The organism is Sorangium sp. So ce834 (genome assembly GCF_051521425.1).
GTDB classification, from domain to species: Bacteria; Myxococcota_A; Polyangia; order Polyangiales; family Polyangiaceae; genus Sorangium; species Sorangium cellulosum_D.
Genome location: NZ_CP150351.1, coordinates 12785422 through 12805633, shown reverse-complemented (window position 1 = coordinate 12805633; position 20212 = coordinate 12785422). Strand labels below are relative to the sequence as shown.

17 protein-coding genes and 1 pseudogene are annotated in these 20212 nt (G+C 71.5%); 7 read left to right on the top strand and 11 right to left on the bottom strand.

The window, feature by feature from the left end; translation table 11 throughout:
• Positions 1 to 30 precede the first annotated feature (30 nt).
• From WMF20_RS46850 to WMF20_RS46840, 3 genes and pseudogenes are all read left to right on the top strand, one after another.
• Complete coding sequence (locus WMF20_RS46850) at positions 31 to 693, top strand: HAD family hydrolase (protein ID WP_437608213.1); 663 nt, start codon at positions 31 to 33, stop codon at positions 691 to 693.
• 75 nt (positions 694 to 768) lie between these two features.
• Positions 769 to 2349 (top strand): lactate racemase domain-containing protein, encoded by a 1581-nt coding sequence (locus tag WMF20_RS46845; protein ID WP_129580321.1) that lies wholly within the window; start codon positions 769 to 771, stop codon positions 2347 to 2349.
• Between the two features lie 29 nt (positions 2350 to 2378).
• Positions 2379 to 2573: pseudogene (locus tag WMF20_RS46840) on the top strand (flap endonuclease); the annotation flags it as partial.
• Positions 2574 to 2766: 193 nt separating this feature from the next.
• On the opposite strand, the gene WMF20_RS46835 reads toward WMF20_RS46840, so the two are convergent.
• Together WMF20_RS46835 and purB are read right to left on the bottom strand one after the other, a co-directional pair.
• Entirely contained in the window at positions 2767 to 4560 is a 1794-nt protein-coding gene (locus tag WMF20_RS46835; RefSeq protein WP_437608212.1) for a DUF885 domain-containing protein, read from the bottom strand.
• 52 nt (positions 4561 to 4612) lie between these two features.
• On the bottom strand, positions 4613 to 5914 hold the full coding sequence (purB, locus tag WMF20_RS46830; protein WP_129580316.1) for an adenylosuccinate lyase: 1302 nt from the start codon (positions 5912 to 5914) through the stop codon (positions 4613 to 4615).
• A 125-nt stretch (positions 5915 to 6039) separates the two neighbouring features.
• Here purB and WMF20_RS46825 point away from each other — a divergent pair, with 125 nt between their 5' ends.
• Positions 6040 to 6756, top strand: a complete 717-nt coding sequence (locus WMF20_RS46825; protein ID WP_129580315.1) for a universal stress protein — start codon at positions 6040 to 6042, stop codon at positions 6754 to 6756.
• 75 nt (positions 6757 to 6831) lie between these two features.
• Here WMF20_RS46825 and ggt read toward each other — a convergent pair whose 3' ends face one another.
• The 4 genes from ggt to WMF20_RS46805 form a co-directional block, all read right to left on the bottom strand.
• On the bottom strand, positions 6832 to 8724 hold the full coding sequence (gene ggt, locus WMF20_RS46820) for a gamma-glutamyltransferase (RefSeq protein WP_437608211.1): 1893 nt from the start codon (positions 8722 to 8724) through the stop codon (positions 6832 to 6834).
• Between the two features lie 186 nt (positions 8725 to 8910).
• On the bottom strand, positions 8911 to 9516 hold the full coding sequence (locus tag WMF20_RS46815; RefSeq protein ID WP_437608210.1) for a hypothetical protein: 606 nt from the start codon (positions 9514 to 9516) through the stop codon (positions 8911 to 8913).
• A 448-nt stretch (positions 9517 to 9964) separates the two neighbouring features.
• Positions 9965 to 11005 (bottom strand): WD40/YVTN/BNR-like repeat-containing protein, encoded by a 1041-nt coding sequence (locus WMF20_RS46810; RefSeq protein WP_437608209.1) that lies wholly within the window; start codon positions 11003 to 11005, stop codon positions 9965 to 9967.
• A 74-nt stretch (positions 11006 to 11079) separates the two neighbouring features.
• Positions 11080 to 12204: a hypothetical protein gene (locus WMF20_RS46805; RefSeq protein ID WP_437608208.1), complete on the bottom strand. Its 1125-nt coding sequence runs from the start codon at positions 12202 to 12204 to the stop codon at positions 11080 to 11082.
• 156 nt (positions 12205 to 12360) lie between these two features.
• Here WMF20_RS46805 and WMF20_RS46800 point away from each other — a divergent pair, with 156 nt between their 5' ends.
• Together WMF20_RS46800 and WMF20_RS46795 are read left to right on the top strand one after the other, a co-directional pair.
• Positions 12361 to 12582: a hypothetical protein gene (locus tag WMF20_RS46800; protein ID WP_061624710.1), complete on the top strand. Its 222-nt coding sequence runs from the start codon at positions 12361 to 12363 to the stop codon at positions 12580 to 12582.
• 91 nt (positions 12583 to 12673) lie between these two features.
• Positions 12674 to 13897 carry a serine/threonine-protein kinase gene (locus tag WMF20_RS46795; RefSeq protein WP_437608207.1) on the top strand — a complete coding sequence of 408 codons (1224 nt, stop codon included), beginning with the start codon at positions 12674 to 12676 and terminating at the stop codon, positions 13895 to 13897.
• A gap of 82 nt (positions 13898 to 13979) precedes the next feature.
• On the opposite strand, the gene WMF20_RS46790 is transcribed toward WMF20_RS46795, so the two are convergent.
• The gene (locus WMF20_RS46790; protein ID WP_165374710.1) at positions 13980 to 15257 is read right to left on the bottom strand and encodes a citrate synthase; all 1278 of its coding nucleotides are present in this window, start codon (positions 15255 to 15257) and stop codon (positions 13980 to 13982) included.
• Between the two features lie 100 nt (positions 15258 to 15357).
• Here WMF20_RS46790 and WMF20_RS46785 point away from each other — a divergent pair, with 100 nt between their 5' ends.
• Positions 15358 to 16029, top strand: a complete 672-nt coding sequence (locus WMF20_RS46785; RefSeq protein ID WP_437608206.1) for a hypothetical protein — start codon at positions 15358 to 15360, stop codon at positions 16027 to 16029.
• Here WMF20_RS46785 and WMF20_RS46780 read toward each other — a convergent pair.
• From WMF20_RS46780 to WMF20_RS46765, 4 genes are all read right to left on the bottom strand, one after another.
• On the bottom strand, positions 16026 to 17453 hold the full coding sequence (locus tag WMF20_RS46780) for an ABC1 kinase family protein (protein ID WP_437608205.1): 1428 nt from the start codon (positions 17451 to 17453) through the stop codon (positions 16026 to 16028). The two genes, WMF20_RS46785 and WMF20_RS46780, sit on opposite strands and share 4 nt — an antisense overlap.
• Before the next feature lie 144 nt (positions 17454 to 17597).
• Positions 17598 to 17933, bottom strand: a complete 336-nt coding sequence (locus WMF20_RS46775) for an HU family DNA-binding protein (protein ID WP_129580307.1) — start codon at positions 17931 to 17933, stop codon at positions 17598 to 17600.
• Between the two features lie 579 nt (positions 17934 to 18512).
• Complete coding sequence (locus tag WMF20_RS46770) at positions 18513 to 19460, bottom strand: NAD(+)/NADH kinase (protein ID WP_437608204.1); 948 nt, start codon at positions 19458 to 19460, stop codon at positions 18513 to 18515.
• Positions 19460 to 20122: an NUDIX hydrolase gene (locus tag WMF20_RS46765; RefSeq protein ID WP_129580305.1), complete on the bottom strand. Its 663-nt coding sequence runs from the start codon at positions 20120 to 20122 to the stop codon at positions 19460 to 19462. Before WMF20_RS46765 ends, WMF20_RS46770 begins: the two co-directional genes overlap by 1 nt.
• Positions 20123 to 20212 lie beyond the last annotated feature (90 nt).

The following is a 20212-nucleotide window of genomic DNA, read 5'->3' as shown; positions in this document are numbered from 1 at the left end:
TCAAACGGCATGCAGGGAGATTTGCCCCGCATGCCGGCGAGCTACTTCGACGTAGACGGCACCCTGGTCACGACCAACCTCGTGCACCCGACGGTGTTCTACATGCTGAACCAGCCGACGCCGATGCACAGCCTGGCGAAGCTCGGCCGCGCCCTGGTGAAGGCGCCGTGGATGGCGATGGCGGAGCTCCAGGATCGGCGCCGCTTCAACGAGCTGCTCTTCACCTCGTTCGAGGGCGTCTCGGAGGATCGCCTGGTGGCGCTCGCCGAGGAGGCGTTCGCGAAGGTGCTCAAGCCGGCCATCTACGCCAAGGCGCGCGACCTCGTGAAGTGCAGCCTCGACAAGGGGCACGACGTCGTCCTGATCTCCGGCGCGCTGGATTTCCTGATGCAGCTGCTCGCCGATCACCTCGGCGCGACCGGCATCATCGCGAACCGCCTCGAGGTGAAGGATGGCTTCGCGACGGGCAAGCTCCTGCGCCCCGTGGTGGCCGGCCCCGAGAAGGCGCGGCTCATCCGCGAGCACGCCCACGCGCGCGGGCACAACCTCGACGAGTGCTTCGCCTACTCGGACAGCTACTCGGACGTCCCGATGCTCTCGGTCGTCGGCTACCCCGCGGCGGTGAACCCGGACCGCAAGCTCAAGCTGCTCGCGCAGGCCTACCACTGGCCGATCCTCGAACTCGCCGCATGATCTCGGCCCCTCCCGGACGGCGGCGGGAGACCCCCTTGCAGCCCAACACGCCGCACCACCTGCTCTGAAAGCCCCATGAGCCATCCTTGCGTCGTCACGCTAGACAGCCGCAGCGCCCCCCGGGTGCTCTTCTCAGGCGACCAGCTGGTCGAGGTCGACCTGCCCACCGGAACCCGGGTGCTCTACGCGAAGCCGCCCCTCGAGCCGCTGAAGGACGTCGACGCCGCGATCCGCTACGCGATCAACCACCCGTACAACTCGGAGCCGCTCTACGCGAAGCTCCGCCCGGGGATGAAGGTCACGATCGCGGTGGACGACATCTCGCTGCCGCTGCCCCCGATGAAGCGGCCCGACATCCGCGAGCGGGTGCTCACCATCGTGCTCGACCTGCTCTCGGACTACGGCGTCGACGACGTCGAGATCATCATCGCCACGAGCGTGCACCGGCGGATGAAGGACTGGGAGGTCCGCCACATCGTCGGCGACCGGATCTTCAACGCCTACTGGCCGAAGAAGCTCTACAACCACGACGCCGAGAACCTCGCCAACATGAAGTACATCGGCACGACCGACGTCGGCGAGGAGGTCGAGCTCAACAAGCGCGCGGTCGACAGCGACCTCGTGATCTACGTGAACCTGAACCTCGTGCCGATGGACGGCGGGCACAAGTCGGTCACGGTCGGCCTGTGCGGGTACCGGAGCCTGCGCGCGCACCACACCCCGCGGGTGATGCGCGACTGCTACTCGTACATGGACCCGAAGAGCTCCGCGCTGCACACGAGCGTCGAGCGCATGGGCCGGCTGGTCAACAAGAAGCTCAACGTCTTCACGATCGAGACGACGATCAACAACCGCATGTTCGATCGCCCGCTCGAGTTCCTCGCCCGGAACGAGGATGACCTGAGCGCGGGCGAGAAGAGCGCGCTGCGCGCCCTCCGCTTCACGCTGTCGAAGGTGCCGCAGCCCGCGCGCCAGGCGATCTTCCAGCGCGTCCCCTCGCCGTTCGGCGTGACCGGCGTGTTCGCCGGCGAGACCGAGGCGGTCCACGAGCACACGCTGAAGCGCAGCTTCGACCAGTACCTCGTCCCGGTCACGGGCCAGGCCGACATCCTGATCACGGGCATCCCGTACATCAGCCCGTACAACGTGAACTCGTTCCTGAACCCGCTGCTCGTGCAGGTGATGGCGAACGGCTACCTGTTCAACCTCTACCGGGGCGCGCCGATGCTCAAGAAGGGGGGGACGATGATCATCCTCCACCCCTGCACCGACCTGTTCGACAACGAGCACCACGCCCCGTACATCGAGTTCGTGCACCGGCTGCTGCCGGAGACGCGCGACGCGATGGAGCTGCACAAGCGGTACGAGAAGAAGTTCTCGGAGAACCCGGCCTACATCGAGATGTACCGCTTCGGGCACGCGTACCACCCGACCCACCCCTTCTTCATGTGGTACTGGGGCGAGGCGGGCCGGCAGCACATCGGCCGGATGATCGTGGTCGGCGCCGACAACGAGTACATCCCGCAGCTGCTCGGCTGGGAGACGGCGCGCACGATGGACGAGGCGCTCCGGATGGCGAAGCAGTCGGCCCCGCCCACGCCGGAGATCATGGCCCTGCACACGCCGCCGATCTTCATGGCCGACATGACGGCGTAGCGGGCGCGCGGCCCGCGGGAGGAGCCACCATGCGGTTGCACCTCATCGACGGCACCTACGAGCTCTTCCGCGCCCACTTCTCCAAGCGGCCCGAGCACCGCGCGCCCGGCGGCTGGGACGCGAAGGCCACGGTGGGCGTCGCGGCCTCGCTGCTCGCGCTGCTGCACCACGTGGACGAGGAGGTCACGCACCTCGCCGTCGCCTTCGACAACCCGATCCGCGCGCTGCTCTACCGCACGCTGGCGACGCTCCGGACCGACGTACCGCTCGCGGAGCGCCTCGACGACCTGCGCTTCCGCGGCGTGCCGCGCGGCCGCTTCGAGGCGTGGTGCGACGCGATGGACGTGCGCACGCTGAAGTCGCGGCCGACGCGCTGGTCAGAGGACGCCTGGCAGGAGAGCGGCCCGCGGGCCTCGGTCAGGGCTGCTTCTTCTCCTGCGCCTCGAGCTCGGCGAGCACGCGCTCGCGGATGAGCGGCAGCGGCGGCGACCCGTGCGCGAGGAGCGCGTCGTGGAATCGGCGCAGCGAGAACGCCGGGCCCAGGGCCGCCTTCGCCTCCTCGCGGAGCTTCAGGATCTGGAGCTTGCCGAGCGTGTAGGCGAAGTAGCCGGGGTCGAACGTCGCGCGCAGCGCCTGCTCCCGCGCCGTCGCGCGGTCCTGGGCGCAGTCGTCGACGAAGCGGCGCTCGGCCTCGTCGAGCCCCATGCCCTCGGCGTGCACGCCGAGCGACACGACCACCCTGCAGTTGCGCAGCAGCGCGTCCGCGAGCTGACCGAGCCGGCTCTGCGGGTCCTCCTTGCCGAACCCCTGCTCGATCATCATCTGCTCGGCGTAGTGGGCCCAGCCCTCGACGAACGAGTAGCTCTCGAACATCCGCTGCGCCTCGGTCGGCGCCCGGTTCACCCACAGGCCCTGGACGAAATGCCCCGGGTAGACCTCGTGCACGGTCGTCGAGAGCAGCGTCCCGCGCGGCATCACGTACTCCTCCTGCTCCCTCTTGGGCCAGGAGGGGTCGGGCTTCGTGATGTAGTAGAACGCCTCGAGCCCCTTCCGCTCGAACGGCCCCGGCGCGTCGAGGAACGCGGAGTTCCAGCGCATGTACGGCGGCGTCTCCTTCACGATCGCCCGCTCGTCGGACGGCAGGCTCACGATCTCCCGGTCCACGACGAACCTGCGCGACGCCTCCATCACCCGCGTCGCCTCGGCGAGGAGCTGCTCCGCCTTCGGCCGGGTGGGCTTCACCTTCCTGGCGAGCTCCTGGTAGGCCGCCTTGTTCGCCGCGAGGTCCTCCTCGCCCATCCTCTTGAACTCGGCGAGCGGCATCGAGAGCCCCTCCTGCGCGAGGAGGAGCCTCCTGTACCGCGCCTCCCCGAGCACGTGGCTCGCGTCGCCCTTCGGCAGCTCGACCTTGGCGAGGTGCTCGGCGAGCCGCTCCGCCGCGTCGGCGAGCGCGGCGTTCGTCGCCTCGAAATCGGCCTGGAACGCGGCGTCGCCCACGCCCTTCAGCAGCTTCACGACGTCGCCGCGCAGGTACTCGGCGTAGCCGCGGAAGATCTTCACGGCGACCTCGACCACCGGCTTCGGCAGCGGGCTCGCGAGGTTCTCGAGGACGCGCGGCACCTGCGCCAGCGCCGCCTTCTCGTGCTCGAGGAGGCGCCTCGCGCGCTCGGGCAGCGGCGCATACGCGCGATCGAGGTAGTGGTTCACGCCGAACAGCTCGCCGTAGAACTGCGGCCGCCGGCGCCACTCCTCGAGATCCCTGCCGTGGAAGAGCTTGAGGTCGATCTGCTGGAGCAGCAGCGCGCGGTCGAGCGCCTCGTCCGGCGAGAGCGCCGCGGCGTCGATGGCGGCGAGGGCCGCGCGATCGCGCTCGAGGCGCGCGAGCCTCCGCTCGATGGCCGCGGCGGAGTAGTCGCCGACCTTGCCGTCCTGCTCGTGCAGCCCGCGCGAGCGCGCGAACGCCGGCTCGTCCGCCGCCCACTCGCGCAGGATCCGATCGCGCAGCGCCGCGAACGGCTCCCGCGGCGCCTCCTCGGGCCGCGCGGGCGCCGCGGCCGCGGGAGGCGCCGCCGCGGGTGGGGCCGCGCCGGCGGACGGAGGCGGCGCCGAGGCGCCCCCGCTGCAGGCGACGAGCGGCGCGAGCGCCGCGGCGAGCGCCGCGAGGCGGCGCGACCGCGGGCGGCGGGCGGGCGTGGGGGCAGGTGCGGCCATGGCGGGCCGGAGCCTCTCAAACCGGCCTGGGCGGGTCAACGGCGCAGGCGGGTCACTGCTCGCGGATCGCTCGATCGATGATCGTGTCCACGTGCGAGAGCGCGTGGTCGAGGTCGAAGCAGCGCGCGAGCTCGTCCGGGGCGAGCAGCGCCGCGACGTCGGCGTCCTTGGCCAGGTTGTCGCGGAAGCGGCCCTCGCCCGCGATGGCGCGCATCGCGCAGCGCTGCACCATCTCGTAGGCCGCCTGCCGCGGCCGGCCCTTCTGCACGAGCGACAGCAGCACCGCCTCGCTGAAGAAGAGCTCGCCCGTGCGGTCGAGGTTCTCGCGCATCTTCTCGGGGTAGACGACCAGCCCGTCCACGAGCCCCGCGGCGCGATCGAGCATGAACCCGAGCGTCGACGTCGCGTCGGGGGCGATCATCCGCTCGACCGACGAGTGCGAGATGTCGCGCTCGTGCCACAGCGGCACGTTCTCGAGCGCGGGGATCACGGCCGCGCGCACGACGCGCGCGAGGCCGCACAGGTTCTCGCTGAGGATGGGGTTGCGCTTGTGGGGCATCGCGCTCGAGCCCTTCTGGCCCACGGAGAAGCGCTCCTCCGCCTCGCGGACCTCGGTGCGCTGCCAGTGCCGCACGTTGGTCGCGAGCCGCTCGATGCCCGCCGCGATGAGCGAGAGCGCGGCGAAGAACTCGGCGTGGCGGTCGCGCGCGACGATCTGCGTCGAGACCGTCTCGGGGCGCAGGCCCAGGGCGGCGAGCGCGCGCTCCTCGATGCGCGGCGACAGGTGCGCGTACGTCCCGACGGCGCCGGCGATCTTCCCGACCGCGATGGCCTGGCGCGCGGCGCGCAGGCGCGCCCGTCCGCGCTTCATCTCGGCGAGGTGGCCCGCGAGCGCCAGGCCGAACGTGATCGGCTCGGCGGCGATGCCGTGGCTCCTGCCGATCATCGGGGTGCGCCGGTGCTCGTCCGCGCGCCGCGCGAGCGCGTCGCAGAGCTTGTCGAGGCGCGCCGAGAGCAGGTCCGCCGCGCGGACGAGCAGGATCGCGAGGCTCGTGTCGAGCACGTCGCTCGAGGTCATCCCCCGGTGCAGCCACCGCGCCCCCTCGCCCGCCAGCTCCTCGACGTGGGTCAGGAAGGCGATGACGTCGTGCTTGACCGTGCGCTCGATCGACTCGATCCGCTCCGGATCCAGCGAGAGCTGCTTCGCCCGGATCCCTTTCGCGACGCCTGCGGGCACGAGGCCTTCGGCTTCCATCGCCTCGCAGGCGGCGAGCTCCACCTCGAGCCAGGTCGAGAATCGGGTGGCGGGCGACCAGAGCTCTTCGAATTCGGACGGGGTATAGCGGGGGATCATGGGCGGGACGCTGCGAAGGTCTGGAGGGTGCGTCAAGGATGGAGTGGCCCCGGACGCGCGCCGACGCTTGGAGCGCGCCGCGCGACGCTTGCGGTCGCGCGGCGCGCTCCAAACGTTGGCGCCCGATGCCTACCGAAGCACCGGCGCCCGCGCGCCCCGACCAGGGCAGGCCGATCGTCCGCCCGCCGTCCACCGAGAGCGATGCCGCGCCCGAGACCCTGCCCGCGGGGGCGAGCGAGCCGACCGGAGCCGCCAGGGCGCCGGCGGACCTCCCGCGCGAGCCCGGGCGGGGCGAGCCCGCGGGGCGCGCCGCCGCCGCCGCCCCCGCGAGCGAGCCGGCCCGCGCGAGCGCGCGCGCCGGCCGCCGCGTGAAGCCGTACATCGTCGTGGTCGCGATGGACCTGTCCGAGCCGGGCGGGCGGGCGTGGCGCTTCGCCTTCGATCTCGCGGCGCTCCGGGGCGAGACCGAGATCCACGCCGTCGTCGTCGGCCCGCGGCAGGTCGCCCCCGCCGTGCGCGACGTGACGGTCCCGGGCGCCCCGGGCGCGTCGTCGCCGCCCTCGCTCCGGGTGCTCCAGCACCGCTTCGCGGACGGCCAGGCCCGGCTCATGGCGATGCACTTCCGCACCGGCCGCCCCGACAAGGCCATCGTCTCGCTCGCCCGGGAGCTCGGCGCCGATCTCATCGTCGTGGCCACGCACCCGCAGTCGCCGCTCCAGCGGCTGTTCGGCGGCTCGACCGCCGATCGGATCGCGCGGAACGCGCCGTGCCCCGTCGTAATCGTTCGCCCCAAGGAGGGCGACGACGCCGACGCGGCCGAGTACGACCCCAGGCTGCGCTGACGGCCGGCGCACGGCCCGCCCTGCGCCGCTCTTCCCCTGGCGCGACCTGCCGCGCGCTGGACGCCCGCGCCCGACCTACCGCGCGCCGGAGGCCGGCGGCGCACTGGCCTCCGCCGCCGGGCCGAGCTTGTCGGGCGCGCTGACGCCCTCGGCCGTGCCCCCCTCGCGCGTATCGGCGTACCCCCACGCCACGCCCGCGGCGTCGACGAGGATGTTGTTCGCGTCGCCGATCGGCATCGGGTCCCGCACGACGGCGTGCCCCCGCCGCGCGAGGTCGTCGAGCGCGGCCTGCGGCGGCGGCGTCAGCCGCTCGACGCGCACCCGGTCCGGCATCCACTGGTGGTGGATGCGCGCGTGCCGGACCGCCTCGTCGATGGTCATCCCGTGATCGACCAGGTTGCGGAGCACCTGGGCCACGGTGTTCGGGATCGTGTCGCCGCCGGGCGAGCCGAGGAGGAGCGCGATCTTGCCGTCCCGGCTCACGAGCGTGGGCGTCATCGAGCTCGCCATGCGCTTGCCCGGCGCGACCGCGTTGATGCCCGTCTCCGAGAACGCGCCCATCGCGTTGCCGAGCAGGATGCCCGTCCCGGGGATCACGATCTTCGCGCCGAAGCTCGCCGACTGCGTGGTCGTGCACGAGACCGCGTTGCCCGCCGCGTCGATCACCGAGAAGTGCGTCGTCTGCGGGGACTCCGGCGCGAGGGCGTCCGGCGCGCCCGCGATGTCGCCCGCCGGCGTGGCGCGCTCCGGCTCGACGGGCGGGCTGCGGCGCATCAGGGTGCTCCCGTCGAGGAGCTTGGCGAGCAGCTGCCCCGTCGCGGGCGGGACGAAATCCGGATCGGCGCCCACCTTGCGCCGATCCGCGTACGCTCGCTTCGCCGCCTCGACGAACAGGTGCAGCGACAGCCCGGAGTCGACGGGGGCCTCGTGCGCCTTCACCCGCTCCAGCGTGAGCATGATCTCCGCGAGCGCGACGCCGCCCATCGACGGGGGCGGCATCGTGTCGACGGTGAAGCCGCGGTACGAGAACCGGAGCGGCGCGCGCCATTTCGCCTGGTACGCCCGCAGATCGTCCTCGGTGATGTGGCCGCCGCGCTCGCGCATCGCCCCGGCGATCTTCCGGGCGATCGCGCCCTCGTAGAACGCGCGAGGCCCCTCGGCGGCGAGCGTCTCCAGGGTGCGGGCGAGATCGAGCTGGCGCACCAGCTCGCCCTGGGCGAGCGGCCCCTTGCCCCGCCCCCAGATGGCGCTCGCGGCGCGGTCGGCCTTCAGCCGCGGCCACGCCCAGCGCAGCGTCAGCGCCTGCCGCGCGCCGAGGCGGTGCCCCTTGCGCGCCAGGGAGATCGCGGGCGCCAGGAGCTCGGCGAACGGCCGCGTGCCGAACCGCTCGTGCGCCAGGGCGAGGCCGGCGACCGAGCCCGGCACGCCGGCGGACGCGTAGCCGTGCGCGCCGGCGCGCACCATGGCCATGTTCGACGCGGTGGTCACCGACGCGGGCGCGGCCTCGCGGAAGTCGATCGCCTGCGTCTCGCCGTTCGCGAGGCGGACCATCATGAAGCCGCCGCCGCCGATGTTGCCCGCGCTCGGGTGGGTGACCGCCAGCGCGAACGCGACGGCCACCGCCGCGTCGATCGCGTTTCCCCCGCGCCGCAGCACGTCCGCGCCGGCGCGCGTCGCGTGCTCCTCGACCGAGGTCACGAGCCCCGCGTCGCCGCGCACCGCCCGCGCGCCGCCCGAGGCGAGCGCGATCGGCGGATCCGGGGATGGCGGCTCCGGCGCCGCCGCGGCGGCCGCAGGCTGCGCCGCGGCGCTCGCGGCCTTGGCCGCCGCGGCGGCGCTTCCGGGGGCCGGCGCGCTGGAGGTCGCGGGCGCCGCCGCGGGCGGGGCGGGCGGCGTGCGGGCCTCGCAGCCGGCGAGCAGCGCGAGGGCGAGCACCCAGCGCGGCCTCGAACGACGATGCAGGGTCATCAGGGTGGGCGCGAATCTACTACGGTGCCGGAGAAAGCCAGGCCGGGCCGCGCAGGGCGACCCGGCCCGGGGATCGGTTCATGGCTCGAGGCGCGCTCCCCGGCGGCGCGCGACGGGCCGCGGAGGAGCCTCGCCTGGAGGCGCCTCCGCGGCAGCGCCTGCGCCGTCGGGGGCGCCGGGCCCCGCTCAGGACCGCTTGCGACGGCGCGCGGCGGCCACGCCCGCGCCCGCGACGAGCGCCGCGAGCCCGGTGCCCGCGAACGGCGCGGACGAGGACGACCCCGGCGCGGCGGCGCAGGAGACGCTGGCCTCGGCCTCGGCGTGCGCGTCGACCTGGATCTCCAGCGTGCTCAGGTAGTCGAGGCAGTCCTGCAGGCTCCCCACGACATCGACGTACTGGCCGTTGCAGAACAGGGCGCCTTCCGGCTGGGAGCACTTCGTCTTGCACCCGCCCTCGAGATCGACCGTGCAACTCGCGTTGCAGTCGACGTTGCAATCGAAGTTCGCCTCGGCCTTGCACTGCCCCGAGCAGCTCGCGTCGCACTTCGCTTCGCAATCGGCGCTCGGCGGCGTCACCTCGCAGCTCGCGCTGCACTCGCCGTCGCAGCTCGCCTCGCACGCCCCCTTGCACTCCGCCTGCGCGCTGCCCCCGCCGGCCTCCGCCGCGCACTTGCCGCTGCAGTCCGCCTTGCAGCTCGCCGAGCAGCTCGCCCTGCAGTCGAAGCGCCCGGGGTCGACTTCACACTTGGCGGAGCAATCCGCGGAGCAGTCGACGTTGCACTCGGCGGTCACGTTGGCGTTGCACCGGCCCTCGCACTTCCCGGCGCACGCCGCCGTGAGGTTGATCGGCTTGCAGCTCGTCTCGCACCCGCCCGAGGTGCGGAACTCACATGCCGCGCTCGCAGCTAGCTGGATATTTCCACAAGCCTCCGGGCCGGGCGCGGCCGACGCGGAGGAAGCAATGGCGAAAGGAAGAGCAAAAGTGAATGCGCTTACAAAAAGCTGAGCAATGGTCCGTCGCATGTCAATTCTCCTGGGTTGAGAGCGCGGGTTCCGCGTGTGGCCTCTGCGGGTGTTGCAATCGGACGACCAGCACTACCCCTTGAAGCATTTCCCTAGAAAAAAATCTCGACGGTCGTGCTCGCTCCGCCGTGGCGTGTCGAGGAGTTCACGGCGCGATGGCGCGACATGCCACACTGATCGCATGTCCGGACAGGTGAGAGATCCTGCGGTCCGGTGATCAGCGGCTCACAGTGTCGGCGATCAGCCCTTTCCCGTAGCGCGCCACCACGCCCTTGCGCGCCCTGCCCGGGGTCGGTTGGCTGAGGAAGTCGCCGCCGACCGCCCAGAAGGCCCCTTCCCCGTCGGCCCAGACGGCGTGCAGGTCGGCATACGGCTCTTCCGTGAACTCGTCGATCCAGGCCCCATCGACGAGGCGCTGCTTGAGGCCTCCATAGCCGACGATCGCGACCTCGCCCGGGCGGCCGCAGGCGACGCCGTTCACGTCGTTGGTGAGCTCGATGTCGAGGCGGCGCCACGCCTCGCCGTCCGAGCGGAGCACGTCTCTCCCGCCGACCGCGTACACCTCTTCACGGCCGCAGCCGGCGGCCGTGAACAGGGTGCCCTGCGCGATCGGCGGTTCGGACTGCAATTCCCAGGTCGGGCCCGCGCGGTGCCAGATCACGCCGAATTCACCGACGGCATAGAGGTCGTCGGACGACTCCCCCCAAACCTTGTAGAGCGCGCGGCCGGGCGCCTCGGGCAGCGGCTCTCTCGACCATGCGCTGCCGTCCCAGTGAAGGACGATATCCTTCTCCACCCCCGCGCCGCTGCCGGGCGTGCCGCCGACGGCCCAGGCGTCGTCGGGAGCGAACGCGATTACGCCCCACAGCGTAGCGTCCGTCCCGGTCTCGTGCTCGGTAAACGCTGCTCCGTCCCAGCGCGCGGCGCGACCGCGCTCGCCGACCATCCAGACGTCCTTCGGCCCGGAGCCGGACACCCACCAGAACGTCTCCTCCCCGCCGGCAGGGAGCTCGCGCCACGTCGACCCATCGTAATGCAGCGCGAGCGACGCGCGCCCGGTGTTGCCGAGCGGCCCCCCGACGGCGAACACGTCGTCCGGCGCCGACCCCCAGATCGACAGGACCGCGCGATCGAGGTCGCCCTCGTCGAGCAGCACGCGCCACGCCGGCGGTCCCTCATCGGACGGCGGCGTCGCAGGATCGCCGGGGCAGCCGGCGAGGGCGGCCGCCCCGAGCGCCATCGCGGCAACGGGATGCAAGCAGGTGCGCATCGGGGTGAAGACCAGCCTGGAGGGATCCTGTCGGCGCGCGCGGCGCGCGCCTGTCCGGGGGCTCAGTTGCAGAACACGTCGTCCTGCTTCGGATAGTAGTAGACGAAGATGTTGCAGTGCTCGTTCTTCTCGACGATCGGGCCGAACGTGTAGCAGCAATCGAGCTGCTCCTCGGAGGTCCCGTTCTTGGTCACGTCGTACTCGTCGAGGCCGCTGCAGCCCACGGAGGGGTCCGGCGGCTGCCACTCGTAGGTGCAGCCGTACCAGACGCCGCCGTTCTTCGGGAGCTCCAGGTCGAGCTGCGGTGCGATGAGCATCGGCGGGTCGTCCCACGCATTCGAGGTGTAGAAGCGATCCGAGGCCGGGGGCGTGCCGATGGATGTGCCGTCCCACGCGTACATGTCGAACTGCGTGCCCCGGCTGTGGAAATGGCCGTTGGCGCCGATGACCCGCACGGGAGAGGGGCTGTTGATCTGGCACGAGCCCTCGAACGTGGGCCGCGGATTCGACTGGCAGACGCGGATCGATTGCTTTGTCGCGAAGACGGTGCCCATCTCGGCCGTCACCTGCTCGTCGGGCAGCGACCAGAAGTTCACCCGGACGCGGCCGACCGCCTGGGGGGTCTTCTGCGACGTCGCGTTCACGTAATGCGTCTGCAGCATGAGCCACTCGTCGGGCTGGAGGACGTTCGCGACGCCCTCGGGGAACTCCCAGTCGAGCCGGCCGTTCTGCTGCGAGTTCGCGATGAGCGGCCAGTCCGCCCAGTTGGGGCTCTTGAAGCACTCGCCCACGCCGTTCTGGTTCTTCTGGATGAGCCCGCCCTCCGGCCCCAGCCCCTTGATGGTCCGCACCCGGAAGATGTTCATGTGGTGCGAGCCGTCGCGCTGCGCGATCTGCACGCGGTGGAGGTTCACGGGCGCCCGCGGGTCGAGCCCGTTCGACGCGGCGAGCTCGCTGACCTTGAAGAAGTAGCAGTCCTGCTGCTCGACCCCCGGGGGCACCTCGATGTCCTCCGTCTGCATCTGGAAGCCGTCGCCCACCGGAGGCGGATCGAGCAGCGACTCGTCCACCGTCGGCCCCGGACCGGAGCCCGTCGAGCCCGGTCCAGGGCCCGGGCGGTCGTCAATGCAGGCAGCGGCACCCAGCACAAGGGCAAGCAAACCGAACGTCAGCCGTCGAGCAGCCATGAGGTCCTCCAGGCAATGCAGCAGCAATGATGGAGATATACACCCTCGGGCAATTTCAGGACCATCATGTCACGCGGCCGGCAGGGATCCGGCGCGAGCCGGGCCGTCGTGGCCGAACGGGGGTAGGAGCTGCTAGGATGTGGGAGAGGTTCAACCATGGCGGCGTCCAAGAAATGCGGTCCACACACGGAGCTCGCCTCGAATGAGGCGACGCGCGTCACCCGGTGCGGGTGCGGTACCGTCCACGTGACACTCCTCGGCCCCGGCGTGACGTTTCGCATGCCGGCGGACGCGTTCCGTGGCGTCGCCTCCGGGCTCAAGGCGGCGGCCGAGCGGCTTGACGACGACGCCCGCTTCGGCACGACCTCCATCAATTAGCTTGCGCGCCCGCCGCGGTGCGGCCTACCAGTTGCTTCGCCGCTGAGCATCCCGCTCCTCGGATGGCGCGGGTCGAACGAGGGCGCCTTTCGTGTACGACGACGACGCGGAGCACTGGGTCGGCAAGACGTTCGCAGGAACGTGGTGGATCGAGCGCGTGCTCGGCACCGGCGGCATGGGGAGCGTGCTGCTCGGGCGGGCGGCGGACGGCTCGCAGGTCGCGCTGAAGGTGCTGCACCCGGAGCTCAACGCGATCGCGGAGGTGCGGAAGCGCTTCCTGCGCGAGGGGTTCATCGGCAACTCGCTCGGGGGAGCGGACGCGGTGCCCGGCGTGGTGCGCGTGCTCGGCTCGGGCGAGACGGCGGAGGGGCTCGCGTACCTGACGATGGAGGTGCTCCAGGGCGAGACGCTCTTCGATCGGATGGCGCGCACCGGGACGATGCCTCCCGGCGAGGTGCTCGCGCTCGCGGATCAGGTCCTCGAGACGCTGGCGATCGCGCACGCGCGCGGCGTCGTGCACCGCGATCTGAAGCCCGAGAACATCCACCTCGGGATGGACGGCCGCGTTCGCATGCTCGATTTCGGCATCGCGCGCGTCGTCGACGGGCTCACGGGCCTGCCCGAGAAGACCGCGACGAAGACCGGCATGATCATGGGCACGGCGACGTACATGGCGCCGGAGCAGGCGACAGGCCTCATCCACGACATCGACGGCCGCACGGATCTCTTCGGGCTCGGGGCGACGATGTTCCGTCTGCTCTCGGGCCGGCAGGTGCACGGCGACGTGACGGAGGCGATGGAGGTCATCGCCGCGGCGACCGAGCAGGCCCCGCCGCTCACCTCGGTCGCGCCCGGGATCTCGCCCGCGGTCGCGGCCGTGGTCGATCGCTCGCTCGCGTTCATCAAGTTCCATCGCTACCCCAACGCGGAGACCATGCGCGCGGACGTCCGCGCCGTGCGCGCGGGCGGGCTCCCCCCGTACGCGCAGGCCGTCCTCGACGGGCGGATCCGCGCCGGCCAGCCGCTGTCGCAGCCGGCGCCGCCGCTCGCGCCGCCGCCGATGACACCGTCCCCCGGCGGCGTGTCGCCGAGCGCTCGGCCGCAGCCGACCGTGCTGGAGCACGCCGCCGCGCCGAGCCACTCGATGAGCCGGCCGGAGCGCACGCTCGACGACAGCGCGACGCTGCCGCCCGGCTCCGGCGCGCCGCTCACGCAATGGTCGACGGGCAAGCTGCTCCTGCTCGTCGGCGGCGCCTCGCTCGCCACGGGCGTCATCGTGGCGGTGATCGTCGTTCTGCTGCTGCTGAGCTGCTGACGGGCGGCGCGGCTCCGGCGCCGCCGGCAGACGCGGTGTGGAGGACAGGGGCTGACGGCGGGGCCGAGGGGCCCCGCCGCGGTCAGGAGCGATCCTCGAGCGGCGTGTAGGCGATGGCGTTCTCGCCCGTGTAGATCTGCCGCGGGCGGCCGATCTTGCCGCTCGGATCGTCGTTCATCTCCTTCCAGTGGGCGATCCAGCCGGGGAGGCGACCGAGCGCGAACATGACGGTGAACATGTTCGTGGGGAAGCCGAGCGCGCGATAGATGATGCCGCTGTAGAAGTCGACGTTCGGGTAGAGCTTCCGCTCGACGAAGTACGGATCCTTCAGCGCGGTCTCCTCGAGGCGCTGCGCGATGTCGAGCAGCGGATCCTTGATGCCGAGCTTCGCCAGGATCTTGTCGGCGGCCGCCTTGATGAGCACCGCGCGCGGGTCGTAGTTCTTGTAGACGCGGTGGCCGAAGCCCATCAGGCGGAAGCCCGAGGTCTTGTCCTTCGCGAGCTTGACGAACTTCGAGACGTCGCCGCCGTCGGCGCGGATCGCCTCGAGCATCGTCACGACCTCCTGGTTGGCGCCGCCGTGCAGCGGGCCCCACAGCGCGCAGATGCCCGCGGCGATCGAGGCGAAGAGGTTCGTCTTCGCGCTGCCGACGAGGCGCACCGTCGACGTCGAGCAGTTCTGCTCGTGGTCGGCGTGCAGGATGAGCAGCAGGTTGAGGACCTTCACGATGTCCTCGTCGATCTCGTACGGCTCCGCCGGGACCGAGAACATCATGTTCAGGAAGTTCGCGCAGTACGAGAGCGAGTTATGCGGGTAGACGAACGGCTGGCCGATCGACTTCTTGTACGAGAACGCGGCGATCGTGCGCACCTTCGAGAGCAGCCGCGCGATGGTGATGTCGAGGAGATCGGTGTTCTTCACGTCGATCGCCTCGGGGTAGTAGCTCGACAGCGAGAGCACCATCGCGGACAGGATCGCCATCGGGTGCGCCGTCGACGGGTAGCCGTCGAAGAAGCGCTTCATGTCCTCGTGGATCAGCGAGTGCCGGGTGAGCAGCGTGGAGAACCGCGACAGCTCGCTCTTGTTCGGCAGCTTGCCGTAGATCAAGAGGTACGAGGTCTCCACGAAGGTCGACTTCTCGCCGAGCTGCTCGATCGGGATGCCGCGATAGCGGAGGACGCCCTTCTCCCCATCGAGGAACGTGATGGAGCTCGTGGTCGAGGCCGTGTTGACGAACGCCGGGTCGATGCAGACGTACCCGGTCTTCGCGCGTAGGGACGCGACGTCGATCGCCTTCTCCCCCTCGGTGCCCGTGATCACCGGAAGCTCGATCGTCTGCTCCACACCGTTCTTGTTCAGCGTTAACTTCGCGGTCTCCTGCACGCCTCCTCCTTCCGCCGCAGCGCGGCGTAAGCTATCACGAGCTGAGGGAAGATTGCTTCCCCAAGAAATTGAGGTGATGCGTTTGAGCGAGCCGGTCGTGCGGGGGGAGCTGGCCCACCACCCGGAGGCGCTTCGGCTGGCGGCCGAGGTGCGCCGGGTCCACGGGCGTTACGCAGACGAGGTCGTCGCTCGGTATCGCCTGTGCCCGTTCATGCGCGACGCCGCAACCGGTTTCGGACGCTTTTACGTCCTGCTCGACCGCGAGCCCGTCCTGGAGACGGCGCTGGCGGCCGTGGCGGAGGCGGAGTCCGCCGTGGTGCACCTGATTTTCCCGTGCATCCACACTCCGTCGCCCCAGTTCGAGCGGTTCTCGTCGCGCCTGGGTGAACAGCTGCGGCGGCTGCGCAACCCCGCGCCGGTCCTCGCCGCGTTCCACCCCGAGATGGCCGGGGACGAGACGAACTCGCACCGGCTCGTCGGCCTCCTCCGGCACGCGCCGGATCCGTTCATTCAAACGATTCCAGAAGGGTTGAACCATTCGGGGACTGTCCTGGCCGGGGCGGGCATCGAGCCCGCCGCGGACCCGGCCGAGGACAATTACCGGCGCCTTCAAGGGGCTGGGATCGCCGAGGTCAAGGCCAGGCTCGCCGAGATCATGGCGGATCGCGACGCGAGCTATGCCCCCTCCCTGGCGCGGCTCGGGCTCACCCGCCCCGGCCCGCGCTTCGGCCCCGCTCCGGCGCGCTAGCGCTCGGGCGGCCGGCCCGGCGCGCTCGCCCCGCCGGACCCGGCCCTGGCCTCGCGCTCGGCCATCAGCGGCATCAGGTACGGGAAGCCCGCCGCCATGGTGTCGAGGTTGGGATCGATCTGGGCGGCCAGCCAGAAGAGCAGCACGCAGGCGCGCTCGACGTAGAACCAGTCCTCGGGGTACTCGAACGAGCGCATCAGCTCCTGGAGCTCGCCGCGCTCCAGCTCGGGATCGGCCAGCTTCTCCAGCTGCTCGGGGCGGGCGCGCATCAGCGCCGCGGGCGTGCGATCCCGGATCTTGAGCAGCTTCGCGAAATAGGCCTTCACGGTCCGCTCGAGGAGCGCGTCGTTGCCCCCTGGCGCGACGAACCCCATCCGCCGGAAGCCGCGCACCACCGCGGCGTCGTCCTGCGCGAAGATGCCCTTCAGGATATCGAGCAGCCCGTCGATGAGCTCGTCGCGGGCCTCGCAGCTCGCGCCGAAGTCGAGGACGACCAGGCGAAAACCGCCGCCCTCCTCCGCGCCCCGCGGGGCGACGAGGAAGTTCCCCGGGTGCGGATCGGCGTGAAAGAAGCGATCCAGAAAGAGCATCTTGTAGAAGGCCTGCACGAGCTTGAGCGCGACGTCCGAGGGCAGGACCCCCGCGCTCTGCAGCGCGTCGAGGCGGGTGATCTTGATGCCCTCCATGAACGTCATCGTGAGGACGTCGCGCGTCGTGAGCTCGTGGATGACCTCCGGGAACGCGATGCCCGCGTCCCCCTCGAAGTTGTGCGCCATCCGCTCCATGCACGCGGCCTCGTGCAGGTAGTCGGTCTCGCGGCGGAGCAGGTCGACCAGCGACTCGTGCACCCGCTCGATGCGCCCGACCGGCACGAACCGCTTGTAGACGAGGATCGCGAGGCGCAGGACGCGCAGATCGACGGCGATGATCCCGCGGATGCCCGGGTAGAGGAACTTCACCGCGACCTTGCGGCCGTCGCGCAGGCGCGCGACGTGCACCTGCCCCAGCGACGCGGCCGCGAGCGGCGCGCGCTCGATCGACGCGAACAGCTCGGTCGCCGAGCGGCCGAAGCTCGCGCGCAGCGCGGCCTCGAGATCGCTGAAGGGGTGGGGCGGCACCTGGTCCTGGAGCTGCTCGAGCTCCTTGCCGTAGGCCCGCGGCAGGAAGCCGCCCATGATGGACAGCACCTGGCCGAGCTTGATGAAGACGCCCCGCAGCTTGAGCATGGCCCGCAGCAGGCGTCGGGCGTTGTTCTGATCGACGCGGGCGCGGCGCGCGACGAGCCAGCCGGGCAGCTCACGCGCGGCGCCGCCGCTCCCGAGGCGCCTCGCGAACACCCGCCCGAGCCCCAGCTGGATCAGGTAGCTCGTCAGGATGACCGAGAACGCAAACAGCGCGCGGAGGAGTCGGACGGCGAGCGTCATGTGCGGCAGAGCAGCCGCACCATGCTACCGCAGGGGCTGCGCGGGGCCAGCCATGCTCGCTCCCCGGGGACGATCAAGGTCCCGGAGAGGGGGCCGCCGCGGGCCTTCGCCGCGCCCAGGAGCCCTCCGGCGAGCCGGGTAGGCTCAGGAGAGCGCGTCCTTGATCGCCTTGATCGGGCGAGCGCGGACCGACTTGCTGGCCGGCTTGGCCGCGAACGTCATCGGCTGCTTCGTGAACGGGTTGATCCCCTCGCGCGCCTTGGTGGCCGGCTTCTTGACGACGCGGAACTTCGCGAACCCGGGCATCGTGAAGATGCCGTTCTTCTTCAGCTCCTTGTACGCGATGTCGGTCAGCGCCTCGAGGATCGCCTTGACCTGCTTGCGCGAGATCTCGTTCTCGTTCGCCTCGACCACCGCGTTGATCAGCGCGCTCTTGCTGAGCGACGTGCTCTTCTTCCCGTCCGTTTTCTTCGCCGCCATGTTCATTCCTCCTGAGGTTTGTGCCCTCTTGCGCGCCAAAGGAAACACAACGGCCGCCGCAGATCCAGTGTCGAATCGTCGATCGGAGCTACAAAAAAAGGGGTTTCATGCCCCGGGGGGCGCGTCGCGCCGCCGGAAGGACCGCCGGGGGGGCCTGACGCGGGTCGCCAAAACCCCGGGAAAACGGCCGAAATCGGCCCTTCTTGAGGCCTCACGCGCCCGCCTCGAGGGCGGGCCGACGCCGGGCGCTCGGGGTAGGAGATCGCCCGATCCCCTTCCGTTGAAGGCGATCTGGGCCGCGCGCGCCCTCCTCGGGTCGAGCCTCCTCGGCCGACGGCCCTCCCCCGCCCCGCGCGCGCGATCGCGCCGCGCCGACCCGCTCGATCCAGCGCCGCGCGCGCGCGACGCGCCTCGCCCCCGCGCCCCGCGAGGCGGTCGAGCGGCGCAGCTCCCGCGCCCAGCAGCGGCGGATCGCGGCCTCGCAGCGGCGGATCGCGGCCTCGCGGCGGCGGATTCGCGGCCTCGCGGAGGCGGGCTCGTCGCGAGCCTCCCGGGACCTTTCGGCGGCTCGTCGCGAGCCTAGCGGCGGCTGACCGCCGAGCCCGCGCCCCACTTCCGCTTGGCCGAGAGGCCCAGGATGGTCAGCGACTGCGGCGCTTGCGTGAACTCCATCACGTCACCGAAACCGACGTTCACCGAGTGGATCGGCCCGTCGAAGAAGAGCTTCGCGTCGTGCGTCTTGCTCCGCACGACGAGCGAGGAGCCCGGCTGGATCAGCGCGTGGCGGAAGCGGTACTCCTCGCCGTGGGGGGTGTAGGGCTCGCGCACGACGAGCTGGAGGCGCGTCGAGGTGAGCGGCAGGACGCGCCCGCCGGCGGAGCGCTGCGCGGCCGTGGAGCCGGCCGCCGGGCCGATCCAGAAGCCGCTCGACTTCTGCTCCTCCTCGACCTTGCCCAGCCGGATCACGTAACGCGACGTGGCCGCCGGGGAGACATGACAGAAGAGCGCGTCGTTCAGGACGCGCGCGGTGGCGAGCCTGTCGTTCACCGTGACCTGCATGCGGGTGAGCACCGTGCGGCGGAGCGAGCCGCGCAGCGCCTTCGCGATCGCGTCGGCCGCGTCGCCGCTCGTCGCGCCGCAGAAGAAGCCGACCGAGTGGCCGGGGGCGCTGTTGATGCCGAGGATCGGCACGTCGCCGACGTTGTGCGAGGCGCTGAGGAGCGTCCCGTCGCCGCCGACCGTGATCACGAGGTCGAGCTCGCCCGCGTCGAACGACTGCGCCGCGCCGGCGAGGATCTCGACGCGGGCGCCGAGGTCGTCGAGCGCCGCCTTGACCTCGCGCACGGTCTGCTCGTGCGCCTCGTGCGACGCCTTGAGGCGCGCGATGGCGGCGTCGCCGGCCTCGATGAGCCGCGTGATGCGTGGGTCCTTCCGCTCGTCGCGGTAGATCCTCCAGGCAGTGCGCTTGACGACGAGCGCGACGCGGGGCGGACGCCGCTGCGCGGGCGCGAGGGGTTGTTCCGCCATCAGAGCTCCGCGAGGCGCCGGAGCGCCACCTCCGTCTTCGCGTCCTCGATCACGCCGCGGCGGGTGAGCTCGATCGCCTCGTCGAGCGGGACCGCCACGATGACGGCGTGCCGCTCGAGCGGGGAGCCGTCCTCGAGGGGCGCCCCCTGGCGCGCGGGATCGACCTCGACGTGGAAATAGAAGTGCCGCTCGCCCACCATGCCGGGCGCCGGGAACATCGACGGGCCGAGCGGCTCCAGCTCGGACGGGGGCACGTCGAACCCCACCTCCTCGAGCAGCTCGCGCGCGGCCGAGCGCTTCAGGCCCTCGGGGCTCCGTTCGTCGAGCTCCACGAGCCCGGCCGGCAGCTCCCAGAGCGCGCCGAGCGTCGGCGCCTCCGGGAACGGGCACACCTCGGGCGCGCGGGTCGCGGCCGGAGGCCGCAGCGCCGAGCGGAGGTAGACATGACGGCGCCCGTCCGCGCCGCGGTAATGCGGGGCGATCACCACCGCGTCGAGGCGATCGCGATCGACGCTGTCGTAGGTGAACGGGTCGCTCAGCGAGCCGTCCGGGAACTCGACGCGGAACACTTGGCGCCGCACGTTGAGGAAACCAGGGCCGTCCAGCGAGGGGATCGTCTGGACCAGCCTGAGCGCGAGCTTCGGGAAGGGAGGTAGCCGCATGCGTCGAGGCGCGAAGCATAGCGCCAAATGGCCGCCGATCGCGATTGCGCCCTCGCCGATGGCGAGGCGCGCCGGCCGCGCGCCCCCAGG

Coding starts and splice junctions, on each gene's coding strand:
- WMF20_RS46850 (WP_437608213.1), top strand. CDS start 31: ATGCCGGCGAGCTACTTCGACGTAGACGGCACCCTGGTCACGACCAAC.
- WMF20_RS46845 (WP_129580321.1), top strand. CDS start 769: ATGAGCCATCCTTGCGTCGTCACGCTAGACAGCCGCAGCGCCCCCCGG.
- WMF20_RS46835 (WP_437608212.1), bottom strand. CDS start 4,560: ATGGCCGCACCTGCCCCCACGCCCGCCCGCCGCCCGCGGTCGCGCCGC.
- purB (WP_129580316.1), bottom strand. CDS start 5,914: ATGATCCCCCGCTATACCCCGTCCGAATTCGAAGAGCTCTGGTCGCCC.
- WMF20_RS46825 (WP_129580315.1), top strand. CDS start 6,040: ATGCCTACCGAAGCACCGGCGCCCGCGCGCCCCGACCAGGGCAGGCCG.
- ggt (WP_437608211.1), bottom strand. CDS start 8,724: ATGACCCTGCATCGTCGTTCGAGGCCGCGCTGGGTGCTCGCCCTCGCG.
- WMF20_RS46805 (WP_437608208.1), bottom strand. CDS start 12,204: ATGGCTGCTCGACGGCTGACGTTCGGTTTGCTTGCCCTTGTGCTGGGT.
- WMF20_RS46800 (WP_061624710.1), top strand. CDS start 12,361: ATGGCGGCGTCCAAGAAATGCGGTCCACACACGGAGCTCGCCTCGAAT.
- WMF20_RS46785 (WP_437608206.1), top strand. CDS start 15,358: ATGCGTTTGAGCGAGCCGGTCGTGCGGGGGGAGCTGGCCCACCACCCG.
- WMF20_RS46780 (WP_437608205.1), bottom strand. CDS start 17,453: ATGACGCTCGCCGTCCGACTCCTCCGCGCGCTGTTTGCGTTCTCGGTC.
- WMF20_RS46775 (WP_129580307.1), bottom strand. CDS start 17,933: ATGGCGGCGAAGAAAACGGACGGGAAGAAGAGCACGTCGCTCAGCAAG.
- WMF20_RS46770 (WP_437608204.1), bottom strand. CDS start 19,460: ATGGCGGAACAACCCCTCGCGCCCGCGCAGCGGCGTCCGCCCCGCGTC.
- WMF20_RS46765 (WP_129580305.1), bottom strand. CDS start 20,122: ATGCGGCTACCTCCCTTCCCGAAGCTCGCGCTCAGGCTGGTCCAGACG.